Raw genomic sequence first — 10105 nt, forward strand, 5'->3', positions numbered from 1 at the left:
ATGCTAGGGTCTTACGCGTCGCCGCATATCGGGCGGAGGACAGGGTGCGAAGCAAGCGGGCTGTCATTCTCGGCTGTGGCTTGGCGTTACTGGCGTTGGCCGGCTGTTCCTCCGGCGCGAACCAGCAGCGTCTGGCGCGGCCCACCTGGCCGCCGGGCGTCTATATCGGCCCGAGCTGGCCGGTTGCGACGTATGTTTTCCTCGATCCGCCGAACCCGGGGGGCGATGTCCGCGCCGCCTCCGCCGATGCCGATGCGGTGATCGGCGCCGCCGGCCGCTATCTGCCGACGCGCGATTTCGCTCTACTGCTTCCCGATCCGCGCAACGAGCAATTGGTCGTCAACCCGACCATCCGCATGCTGCGCCTGCTCGCCTATGCCCGCGCGCGGAGCCCGGCGCCGGTCTGGCTGGTCGGCACCATGCAGGATCTGGATCTCGTGCTGCATGGCGTGCCGGCAATTTCGCCGCACGCCTTCGCCGGCTTCGTTTTGCTGCCGATGTCGGCGGAGGGGTGTGGCACGCCGGCGCAAATGCAGGAACAGGGGCTCGATGGCATGCCAACCGTGGTCGTCGGGATGGGCAGCGCCGCGTGTCTCAGCGCGCCGCGGCCGATGGCGACGCTGCCGCCGCCGTCGCCGATCATCGCGCCTTATCATCCGCCGCTCGGCGTTATGCCGGTTCTGCCGCCCAGCCTGCAGGCATCGCCACCCGCCGCCGCGCCGGACATGGTTTCGCCCGCGCCGTCCGCGACACCGCCCCCGGACGCGACGGCACCTGCGGCGACAGCGCCAGAGACAACGGCGCCCGAGACGGCGCCGCCGGCAGCGACCGGGGCGAACGCGCTGCCGGTGCCGCCAGTGCCACCGGCCGCGCCCGGGGCGAAGGTTGCGGCGCCCGCGTTGCCGGCGAACATGCCGTTTCAGCGCGTGTCGCCGATCACCCCCGGCAACCTGATCCTCAAGACGGCACCCAAACCGCCTGTCACGAGCCAGCCATTACCCGGCCCCTCCGTCACGCCGCCGCCCGCCTCGCCAGCGCCGTCGCCGCCGCCGGCCAATCCAGGTCAGACCATTCCGACCTGATGCGGTTGGGTCGTCGCCCGCCGCAATCGCGCCGCGGGCGCGCTCAATGGCCGTCGTTTGCGATGAGCGTTGCGAGGCGGTCGGCGAGGTCGCCGAGCAGGCGGCTCATGGTCGCGACCTGGTTTTCTTCCCCGGCTGGCGGCGGGGCGGCGAGACTGATGGTTGTGAGCTTCGGCGCCTGCCCCGCGCGCCGCAGGGCGAGAGCGGCGACGAGGGTGAAGCGGCTGCCGGCATCGAAGCGCTGGATATCGATCTCGACGGTAACGTCCGGGGCGGCGGAAATCGCGCTGGCGGTGGTAAAAACCGTGCTGCCCGGCAAGCGCGCGCTGAGATCGGCAGCGATGACGCGGGCGAGCATGTCCGCCAGCGGCTCCGCCCAGCGTGCATCGTCGGCGAGGGTTACCCGATAGGCGTCGACGCGTGTTACCATGCCGGGGCGGTCGAGATAACGGGCCAGGCCGACATGGCGGATCTCGATCGTTTGGGCCGGCGCGGCAACCGCCGGCCCGGGGACGCGCGCCAGCGTATAAAGCTTCGGATTTGGCGATGCGCAGCCAGCGAGCAGCCCAAGCAGCGGCGCCAGGATCGCAAGAACGCGAAGGCTCATCGTTCCTCCACCGGGCCGCTGCGGCCGCGCACCAGTGCCTCGGGATGCTGATCGAGCAGGTCGGCGAGGCTGCGGATCGAACGCGCGGCGTCGTTCATCTCTCCGACCAGGCGCTCGAGATCGCGCGGCAGCGGCGAATTGGCGCCGTAACCGCTCTCCAGCGCCGCCATCAGGCGGTTGGCACGATCGAGCGAGGCCTCGAGTTCGGCGCTGATCCGCGGCAGCCGCGCCAGCGCCGGGCCAGCGTTGGTGTTGATCTGGCGGAGCAGCGCCTGCGCGCTCGCCATCGTCGTCGCCGCCGACTGGAGGGTGGTTTTCAGCTCCTTGCCGGTGGCGATGCCGGCGAGCGCCGCGAGGCTGGAATCGAGATTGCCGGCGATGCGCTCGATCGGCACCGCCTCCAGCTTACGACCAATGATATCGACCATGCGGGCGAGGGTTTCGAAGTCGCTCGGCTGGCTCGGCACGACGATGGCGCCGTCTTCCTCGCCGATGGTCGCCGGTTTCGCTCCGGGAAAGAAATCGAAGGCGACATAGAGCTGCCCGGTGAGGTAATTGGCGGTGCGGAGCTGCGCGCGAAGACCATTTTTTGTCAGCGCCGCAAGCGATTCCTTTGCCCGCTCCTGGGTCGGCGGCGGCGCCCCGGGGGCGGAGATACGATCCGGCTGGACGGTGAGCCTGACCGGCACGTCGAGCGTTTTGGTCGCAAAATCATAGTGCAGCGTCACGTCCGTGACCTCGCCGATCTGAATGCCATAGATCTCAACCGGCGCGCCGGCGGCAAGGCCGCGCACCGAGCCGTGGAAATGCACCACGATGGGAATGGAATTGGTGTAGCGCGAGGCGGCGGCGGCGGTGCGGTCGGGATAAAGGGGAAAATCGGCGCCATCGGCGGCAACCGGGGCCGAGCGTGCCTCGGGCGGGGTATCGAACGCGACGGCGCCCGTGAGAAGCGCCTGGATCGACTGCACCTCGAGATGGAAGCCGCTGGCGCCAGCGTTCACCGAGAGGCCGGATTCGCTCCAGAAATAACTTCCCGCATGGATATAGGCATCGAACGGCGCATGCACGAACACCCGCACCACCGCTTCGCCGCCTGGCGCGCCAAGATCATAGCCCAGCACCTCGCCGACGCTGGCATCGCGAAACAGTACCGGCGAGCCGATGCCGAGCGAGCCGAGGCTCCGCGTGTGCAAGACATAGGTATGACCAGGCTCGCCCGAGCGCACTGCCGGCGGTTGTTCGAGACCCTTCCACGCCCGCTGCGCGGTGCCGCCCGGCGGGCCGGGGTCGATCTCTATATAGCTGCCCGAGACCAGGGTTTCGAGGCCGGAGACGCTGCTCGGCGTAAACCGCGGGCGGACCACCCAGAACCGTGCATGATCGGTCAGAACCGCGGTCGCCTCGCGGCGCATCCGCACCTCGACGATGACATGCGACATGTCCTCGCTGAGCCGGATCGCCCGCACCGTGCCGAGATCGACGGCCTTGTGCTTGACCCGGGTCTGCCCGGCGATGAGGCCGTCGGCGGTGTTGAAGGTGAGGGTGATCAGCGGGCCTTCCTGCGACAGGGTTCGCCAGCCGAGCCAAACCGCGACCACGACGGCGACCAGCGGGATGATCCAGAGCAGGGAGAGACGCGGTTCACGTTCGAGTTGCGGTTCCGCCTCCAACGCCGAGGGCTCGCTCATCGCGGCCTCCGGCGCTGGTGGCCGCGCCTGGCCGCATCCCACATCAGACGTGGGTCGAAGCTTTGCGAGGCGAGCATGGTCAGGATCACGACGCCGGCGAAAGCAACCGCGCCGGGCCCGGGGATGACGGTGGCAAGCAGGCCAAGCTGCACCACGCCGACCAGGATGGTGAGCATAAACACATCGATCATCGACCATCGCCCGATGGCATCGATCAGGCGATAAAGCCGGGCGCGATCGAGGAGCCGCCGGCGTGCGCCGGCTCGCGTGCTCACGAGCAATAGGCCGAGCCCGAGCAGTTTCAGCACCGGCACCGTGATGCTGGCGAAAAAGACCAGAATGGCGAGCGGCCACATACCGCTCGCCGCCAATTCTTCGACGCCGGAGAGAATCGTGTTGGGCACACCTTGGCCATGGTAATCGACGGTCATAATCGGCAGCAGGTTGGCCGGGATATAAAGCAAGGCGGCGGCCAGAACGAGGGCGAGGGTGCGCCCGAGACTATGCGGCTTGCGGACATGGAGCCGGCTGCCGCAGCGCGGGCAGCGAGCCCCCGGCGTGCCGGCGCAGAGCAGGCCGCAGCACTGGCAGCCGATCAGCCGCGCCGCGGACCCTGCGGGCGGGGCGGCGCTGGTGGTCGGTGGCGCCAGCGCCTCCCAAAGCGCGGTCGGGTCGAGCCTCTCGTCGATCAGCGCCATCACCAGCATCAGCGCCGCCAGCGCGTAGCCGGCGAGTTCGACACGCACGCGGGCGAGATCGATCAGCTTGCTGTAGGCGACGAAGAACCCGAGCAGATAGACTTCGACCATCGCCCAGGGCCGAAGATGTTCGGTCGCGCGCAGCAGCGGGCGAAGCAGATGACGTGGTGGGTGGGCCAGACGCAGCCCGAGCAGCACGACGGTGAGGCCGAGCAGGCGGAGCGCAGGGAGCAGGCAGGCGGTCAGCAGAACCACCGCGGCGAGCGGCACCCAGCCCTCTGCGGTCAACAGCGCCGGCCCGGTGGTCAGCGCCGCGCTGATCCCGCGCCCGAGCAGCGAGAGATGGATGAGTGGGGTGAGAAAGGCGAGCGGCAGCAGCGGCCAGGCGGCGAGCGCGAGTGGCAGGGCGGTCGCAGCCCCTTGGGGGCGTCCGCGTCGCAACACCGCCCGGCAGCGCGGGCAGCGCAAGCGGCGGCCGGCCGGCGGCGACAGGGCGCGCAGAATGAGCCCGCAATCGGGACATTCGATCTGGCCGGCCACGGGCCAGGCTGGCCGGGGGGAGTCCGCGAACAAAGCCGAGCTGCGAGAGATCGCCAAAAACCGTGTCATCCTGAAAACGGCGAAACTGAACCGACCGGGCGCATGGACGCCGGGCACGCTGATGGGCATAAACTTAGTCACCCTAGACCGATTCGCACCGATCTGGCGATTCGCGGCGGGCGGCGGGGGACGGCGGACATGATATGCGAATGGCGTGAGGAACAATGGTGGCGAGCGTTGCGATCGAAAAGCGGGCACAAATCATCGTGCTCGGCAACGAGAAGGGTGGGTCGGGTAAATCCACCGCTGCGATGCATCTCATCGTCGGGCTGCTGCGCGATGGCTATCGTGTCGGAGCCCTCGATCTCGACGCCCGTCAGGCGACGTTGACCCATTATCTCGAAGCGCGGGCCGAATTCGCCGCCCGGCGCGGCATCGCTCTGCCGATGCCGCGCTTCGCCGCGGTGATACGGAGCGAGGCCGATAGCCGGGCGATGGCGGAAGCCGACGAGCAATCCCGCTTCGCCGCGGCGCTGGCCGAAATCAGCGGTGACGTTGATATCGTCGTCATCGATTGCCCCGGTGCCGATACCCATCTGAGCCGCCTCGGCCACGCCCACGCCGATACGCTGATCACCCCGATCAATGACAGTTTCGTTGATTTCGCCATGCTCGCCAAGGTCGATCCCGAGCAGCACGAGGTCGTGCACCCGAGCATCTATAGCGAAATGGTCTGGGAGGCGCGCAAGCGCCGAATGGCGCGCGATCGCGGCCGCATCGACTGGCTGGTGATGAGGAACCGCCTCGGCGCCGGCGAGGCGCGCAACAAGCGCGATGTCGGCGCGACCCTCGAGGCCCTGGCCAAGCGGATCGGCTTTCGCACCGTCAAGGGATTCGGGGAACGGGTGATCTTCCGCGAGCTTTATCTTCAGGGGCTGACGCTGATGGATGTGCGCGAGGCGGGGCTCGGTATTTCTTTTGGCATGAGCCATGTGACGGCGCGGGCGGAAGTGCGCAACCTGATCGGCGCGATCCGCAAACCTCCGCCCGCCTTGACCCTGGTGCCACCCGCGGCATGACTTGCCGCCCGTCCGCGCTCGTCACCGCGCCCGCGGCTTTGCGCCCGGCCCTGGTGTTGGCGTTGGCTTGACTTTTCCCTGATCCTGGGCCAACTCCGGCGCGAGAGAGGTATCGCATGGCCAAGTCCAACGTCGTTCAGATCAAGCTCGTCTCTACCGCCGAGACCGGGTATTTCTATGTCACGAAGAAAAATGCCCGCAATCAGACCGGCAAGCTCGAGCTGAAGAAATATGATCCGGTCGTGCGCAAGCACGTTCCGTTCCGCGAAGCGAAAATCAAGTAGGCGGCGGCGCCGTTTTGGCGCCGTTGTCCCGTCTGTTTTCGTAAGCCTCGCCGCCAGCCATTCTGCTGGCGTTGTTCGCGGCGTTTTGCCGCGATCCGGGAACGGGCTTTTGTCCGCTCAAGCGCGCGCCGAAAGCGCGACCGCCGGCATGCGGCGCGCCGCCGCCAACGATCCATCGGGACTGTAGCGGCTGTTTTTAGCCGCCAGCGCTTGCGGCGCGGCGCGCGCCACGACCCCGATCACGCGCTGCTGCACCCCGATCGCGCGCTCCAGCAGACGGCGGTTTTCCGCCACGAGCTCGCGCAGCCGCGCCGCCATCTCGACCACCGCCTCGCGCTGCGTCGAACTGATCGTTTTGCTGCGATCCTGCTTTGCCTGCGCCGAGATGAAAGCCTCGATGGCGCGCGCCTTGCTGTCGGTGAGCGAGGCGGCGTGGCGGAGATCAAAGCTGCGAAGGGCGTCGTTCTCTTGCGCGATGATCTCGACCAGCGAGACGGTGGCGTCGATCAGGTCTGGGTTCATGGGATCTTCTCCATTCTGGATGACGAGGATCGGGATGACGCGGGGGACGGCGCGTCTAGGGCCGCGTGGGCGGCGGCCTCTTGCATGCGCAGCATTTCGGCGAAGACCGGCCGGGCGAGGCCGAGGCCGCCGGCGGCGCTGATTTGCTTGCCGATGGCATCGATCAGCATCGGTTTCCAGCTTTCTTCGGCGCTGCCGCCGCCGAAGGCGGAATGGCTGAGATCGACGGTATCGAACATCGGGGCGAGAAACCGGCCGAGGGCCATCGCCTCGAAATCACGCGCCGCCGCCCACGCCTTGTTGATCACCGCCGGCGAAAGCCCCGCCGCTTCGGGGGGTATCGCGCTCACCGGCGGCAGGAGGGCGCCGGCCATCAGTGCACCTCGAGGTCGGCTTGCAGGGCGCCGGCCGATTTGATCGCCTCGAGGATGGTGATCATGTCGCGCGGGCCGATGCCGAGGGAATTGAGCGCCGAAACCACCTCCTGCAGCGTCGTCCCCGATTGCAGGATACCGAGTTTGCGGTTCCTCTGGTCGTCCACCTGGATGTTGGTGCGCGGCACGACGACGGTCTGGCCACCGGAGAAGGCGCCGGGCTGGCTCACCTGCGGCGTCTCGGTGATGCGGATGGTGAGGTTGCCCTGGGCGATGGCGACGGTGCTGATGCGCACATCGGCGCCCATGACGATGGTGCCGGTCGCCTCGTCCACCACCACGGTGGCTGGCTGATCGGGTTCGACATGCAGATTCTCGATCCGCGCCAGTGTCGAAACGACGTCACGGCCATGGAGATCGACGGCGATGGTGCGCGGGTCGGTGACGGAGGCGAGCTGGCCGCCGAGCGCCTTGTTGACCACGCTCGCCATCCGCTCGGCGGTGGTGAGATCGGGGTTGCGCAGACCGAGATGCAGAATCTGCAGGCTGGCGAGTGAGAACGGCACCTCACGCTCGACCGTCGCGCCGTTGGGGATGCGTCCGGTGGTCGGCACCCCGCGGGTGACACTCTGCGCCGCGCCTTTCGCCGAGATCGAACCGGTCGAAATCGCCCCCTGGGCGACGGCATAGACCTCGCCGTCGGCGCCGAGCAGCGGGGTGACCATCAACGTCCCGCCCATCAGGTCGGTTGCGTCACCGAGCGAGGAGACGGTGACGTCGATGCGGTTGCCATTGCGCGCAAAAGCCGGGAGTTCGGCGGTCACCATCACCGCGGCGATGTTCTTGGTGGAGAGATTCTGGGCCTGGTCCATGGTGTTGACGCCGAGCCGCTCCAACATGCCGATCAGCGATTGGCGGGTGAAGATCGCGCTCATCAGCCGGTCACCGGTGCCGTTCAGCCCGACGACGAGGCCGTAGCCGACGAGCTGGTTCTGGCGCACGCCCTCGACATCGGCGATGTCCTTGATGCGGATCTGCGCCATCGCCGGGGCGAGCGCCGGGCCGAACAGAACCCCGAGGGCAAACAGGCAAGAGACGAAAGGGCGCAACACGACCGGTCCCCGAAAGTAGCGAGACGTCAAGAATTCCCTGCCATTCTTTTCTCCGCTAGACGTATACCGGGCGGCAACGCTGGCCGGAGACGGGATGGCGGACGGGATATCGCAAGTCCCGTGCCAGGGCGGGGGGTGGACAAATCCGCCCGCGGCCGGGGCTCGGGCGGTCGAACCCGCCGGCAGGATTTGCCGGGCGGCAGAGTTGTCCGGGAAAAAGGAGCCGCGACGATGATCGGCATTATTGGTCCCTTCGGCCCCGGCGGGGTACGCGAGACGGCACCGCGCAAGGCTTCGAGCAAGCTTCGCTTCGCGGTCTCGAGTGACGCCGCTGCGGAAACCGCGGCCCCGGCGGCGAGTGCCGCGATCGGCGGCCTCGAGGCGATTTTGCTGTTGCAGGAGGCGGGCGATGAGGGCGTTGCCGACCAAAAGGCGCGCCGCCACGGCCGCGACCTCCTCGAAGAACTCGCGGCCTTGCAGCGCGCCTTGCTTGCGCCCGCCGGCGAGAGCGGCGGCGAAAAAACCGTGGTGCTCGCCCGCCTTGCCGCTTTGGCGGAGATGAACCCCGGGGAGGCGCGCGATCCCGCGCTTCGCGCCGCCGTCGCGGCGGTGGTTCTGCGCGCCAGGGTGGAATTGGCGCGCCATGCTCGCAGCGCCCGCGTGTTGCCCGACAGGGATCGTCGGGCGCCGTGATTGTCGTTTTATGTCAATTCGTTGAAGAAACGCGTCGGATGCCGGCGGCGGCCACGCTTTCCCCTTGGCGCGCCCATCCGACGCGGCTATAAGCCGTTTGCCTCGCCAAGGGCAGGCCGGCATTCTTTTCCGGCCTGGAGAAGAAACGAGAGCAGGACGGCGAAGATGATGGTGACGTTGCCACCCGATTACCGCCCGTCGGAGGATGAACCGTTCATGAATCCTCTGCAGGTGGAGTATTTCCGCCAAAAATTAATCCGTTGGCGCGCTGATTTATTACGCGAAGCCGATGGTACTTTGGTCAGCTTGTCGCAGGGCGGGATTCACGAACCCGATATTACGGATCGCGCCAGCGTCGAGACCGATCGGGCGCTCGAGCTTCGCACCCGTGACCGGGCCCGCAAGCTCATCGCCAAGATCGACCAGGCCCTCGCCCGCATCGATAGTGGCACCTATGGCTATTGCGAGGAAACCGACGAGCCGATCGGGCTGAAACGCCTCGAAGCGCGACCGATCGCGACCCTTTCGATCGAAGCTCAGGAACGCCACGAACGGATGGAGCGAGTCTATCGCGACGATTAAGCGGGTCATCGTCTCGGCGGATGATTTCGGCCTTTCGGAGGCCGTCAACGAGGCCGTCGAGGCGGCGCACCGCGATGGCATTCTCACCAGCGCCAGTCTGATGGTGGCGGCGCCGGCGGCAGCGGACGCGGTGCGGCGGGCGCGGCGCCTTCCCGATCTCGCGGTCGGCCTGCATCTGGTGCTCGTCGATGGGCCGGCGGTGCTGCCGCGCGCCGCCATTCCCGATCTTCTCGATGCCACTGGCCGGTTTGGCGCAGACCAGGCGCGGCGGGGCTTTGCCTATAGTTTCCGTCCCGTCCTCTACCGCCAGCTCGCTGACGAGATCGCGGCGCAATTCGCCACTTTTGCTGCGACCGGGCTCGCGCTCGATCATGCGAACGCGCATAAGCACATGCATCTTCATCCCGGCGTCGCCCGGATGATGATCGAGATCGGAGGCCGCTTCGGCCTCCGTGCGCTGCGCGTCCCGGCCGAGCCGCCCGCCGTGCTCGCCGCCGCCGGCACGCCGCTTGGGATCGGCGGTCACGCGCTTTATGCCTGGAGCCGAGTTCTGCGCCGAATGGCGCGCCGCGCCGGGCTCATGGTCAATGACCATGCTTTCGGTATCGCGTGGAGCGGTCACATGACCGTATCGCGTCTGCGGCGGCTGGCGCCGCATCTGCCCGAGGGCCTGAGCGAGATTTATTTCCATCCGGCGGCATGGCGTGATCCGGCGCTGCTTGCCCTGATGCCGGAGTATGAGCACGAGGCGGAATTTCAGGCCCTTCGGGATCCCGAACTCGCTGCCGCTCTGCCCGTGCGCACGACCTATAGTGCTGCGGCGCGGGATCTCTTGTGAAGT

At 67.6% G+C, this 10105-nt stretch carries 12 protein-coding genes; 6 read left to right on the plus strand and 6 right to left on the minus strand.

The window, feature by feature from the left end; genetic code table 11:
• The first annotated feature begins 44 nt into the window (after window positions 1-44).
• Window positions 45-1082 (plus strand): hypothetical protein, encoded by a 1038-nt coding sequence (locus ACP5M5_RS10880; RefSeq protein WP_427937303.1) that lies wholly within the window; start codon window positions 45-47, stop codon window positions 1080-1082.
• Window positions 1083-1125: 43 nt separating this feature from the next.
• Here the strand turns inward: ACP5M5_RS10880 and ACP5M5_RS10885 are convergent, their stop codons facing one another.
• Genes ACP5M5_RS10885 through ACP5M5_RS10895 form a run of 3 tightly spaced genes read right to left on the minus strand, consistent with a single transcriptional unit; the run spans window position 1126 to window position 4618 of the window.
• Entirely contained in the window at window positions 1126-1689 is a 564-nt protein-coding gene (locus tag ACP5M5_RS10885) for a PqiC family protein (protein ID WP_427937305.1), read from the minus strand.
• Window positions 1686-3380: an intermembrane transport protein PqiB gene (locus ACP5M5_RS10890; protein ID WP_427937308.1), complete on the minus strand. Its 1695-nt coding sequence runs from the start codon at window positions 3378-3380 to the stop codon at window positions 1686-1688. The genes ACP5M5_RS10885 and ACP5M5_RS10890 overlap by 4 nt, the downstream gene beginning before the upstream one ends.
• Window positions 3377-4618: a PqiA/YebS family transporter subunit gene (locus ACP5M5_RS10895; protein ID WP_427937310.1), complete on the minus strand. Its 1242-nt coding sequence runs from the start codon at window positions 4616-4618 to the stop codon at window positions 3377-3379. The genes ACP5M5_RS10890 and ACP5M5_RS10895 overlap by 4 nt, the downstream gene beginning before the upstream one ends.
• 224 nt (window positions 4619-4842) lie before the next feature.
• Here ACP5M5_RS10895 and ACP5M5_RS10900 point away from each other — a divergent pair, with 224 nt between their 5' ends.
• Both ACP5M5_RS10900 and rpmG read left to right on the plus strand, forming a co-directional pair.
• Window positions 4843-5697 (plus strand): division plane positioning ATPase MipZ, encoded by an 855-nt coding sequence (locus ACP5M5_RS10900; protein WP_427937312.1) that lies wholly within the window; start codon window positions 4843-4845, stop codon window positions 5695-5697.
• 116 nt (window positions 5698-5813) lie between these two features.
• Window positions 5814-5981 carry a 50S ribosomal protein L33 gene (gene rpmG / locus ACP5M5_RS10905; protein WP_114911266.1) on the plus strand — a complete coding sequence of 56 codons (168 nt, stop codon included), beginning with the start codon at window positions 5814-5816 and terminating at the stop codon, window positions 5979-5981.
• Window positions 5982-6098: 117 nt separating this feature from the next.
• Here the strand turns inward: rpmG and ACP5M5_RS10910 are convergent, their stop codons facing one another.
• The 3 genes from ACP5M5_RS10910 to ACP5M5_RS10920 are packed head-to-tail and all read right to left on the minus strand — an operon-like array spanning window position 6099 to window position 7920.
• Window positions 6099-6503: a hypothetical protein gene (locus ACP5M5_RS10910; protein WP_114911267.1), complete on the minus strand. Its 405-nt coding sequence runs from the start codon at window positions 6501-6503 to the stop codon at window positions 6099-6101.
• Window positions 6500-6877 carry a rod-binding protein gene (locus ACP5M5_RS10915; protein ID WP_427937316.1) on the minus strand — a complete coding sequence of 126 codons (378 nt, stop codon included), beginning with the start codon at window positions 6875-6877 and terminating at the stop codon, window positions 6500-6502. The genes ACP5M5_RS10910 and ACP5M5_RS10915 overlap by 4 nt, the downstream gene beginning before the upstream one ends.
• The gene (locus ACP5M5_RS10920) at window positions 6877-7920 is read right to left on the minus strand and encodes a flagellar basal body P-ring protein FlgI (RefSeq protein ID WP_427937320.1); all 1044 of its coding nucleotides are present in this window, start codon (window positions 7918-7920) and stop codon (window positions 6877-6879) included. The genes ACP5M5_RS10915 and ACP5M5_RS10920 overlap by 1 nt, the downstream gene beginning before the upstream one ends.
• A gap of 300 nt (window positions 7921-8220) precedes the next feature.
• Between ACP5M5_RS10920 and ACP5M5_RS10925 the strand changes: the two genes are divergently transcribed.
• The 3 genes from ACP5M5_RS10925 to hpnK all read left to right on the plus strand — a co-directional run bounded on the left by ACP5M5_RS10925 (window position 8221) and on the right by hpnK (window position 10102).
• Window positions 8221-8682, plus strand: coding sequence for a flagellar assembly protein FliX (locus tag ACP5M5_RS10925; protein WP_427937318.1), 462 nt, complete (start codon window positions 8221-8223; stop codon window positions 8680-8682).
• 168 nt (window positions 8683-8850) lie between these two features.
• On the plus strand, window positions 8851-9264 hold the full coding sequence (gene dksA, locus ACP5M5_RS10930) for an RNA polymerase-binding protein DksA (RefSeq protein ID WP_205216172.1): 414 nt from the start codon (window positions 8851-8853) through the stop codon (window positions 9262-9264).
• Window positions 9260-10102 (plus strand): hopanoid biosynthesis-associated protein HpnK, encoded by an 843-nt coding sequence (gene hpnK, locus ACP5M5_RS10935; RefSeq protein WP_427937321.1) that lies wholly within the window; start codon window positions 9260-9262, stop codon window positions 10100-10102. Before dksA ends, hpnK begins: the two co-directional genes overlap by 5 nt.
• The last annotated feature ends 3 nt before the right edge of the window (window positions 10103-10105 follow it).

The sequence above is a fragment of the Acidibrevibacterium sp. genome (assembly GCF_049965395.1).
GTDB lineage: Bacteria > Pseudomonadota > Alphaproteobacteria > Acetobacterales > Acetobacteraceae > Acidibrevibacterium > Acidibrevibacterium fodinaquatile.

What these genes read in the sequence shown, in the direction of transcription:
- ACP5M5_RS10925 (WP_427937318.1), top strand. Translation starts at nt 8,221, where the DNA reads ATGATCGGCATTATTGGTCCCTTCGGCCCCGGCGGGGTACGCGAGACG.
- ACP5M5_RS10910 (WP_114911267.1), bottom strand. Translation starts at nt 6,503, where the DNA reads ATGAACCCAGACCTGATCGACGCCACCGTCTCGCTGGTCGAGATCATC.
- ACP5M5_RS10920 (WP_427937320.1), bottom strand. Translation starts at nt 7,920, where the DNA reads ATGGCGCAGATCCGCATCAAGGACATCGCCGATGTCGAGGGCGTGCGC.
- ACP5M5_RS10890 (WP_427937308.1), bottom strand. Translation starts at nt 3,380, where the DNA reads ATGAGCGAGCCCTCGGCGTTGGAGGCGGAACCGCAACTCGAACGTGAA.
- dksA (WP_205216172.1), top strand. Translation starts at nt 8,851, where the DNA reads ATGGTGACGTTGCCACCCGATTACCGCCCGTCGGAGGATGAACCGTTC.
- ACP5M5_RS10900 (WP_427937312.1), top strand. Translation starts at nt 4,843, where the DNA reads ATGGTGGCGAGCGTTGCGATCGAAAAGCGGGCACAAATCATCGTGCTC.
- ACP5M5_RS10915 (WP_427937316.1), bottom strand. Translation starts at nt 6,877, where the DNA reads ATGGCCGGCGCCCTCCTGCCGCCGGTGAGCGCGATACCCCCCGAAGCG.
- rpmG (WP_114911266.1), top strand. Translation starts at nt 5,814, where the DNA reads ATGGCCAAGTCCAACGTCGTTCAGATCAAGCTCGTCTCTACCGCCGAG.
- ACP5M5_RS10885 (WP_427937305.1), bottom strand. Translation starts at nt 1,689, where the DNA reads ATGAGCCTTCGCGTTCTTGCGATCCTGGCGCCGCTGCTTGGGCTGCTC.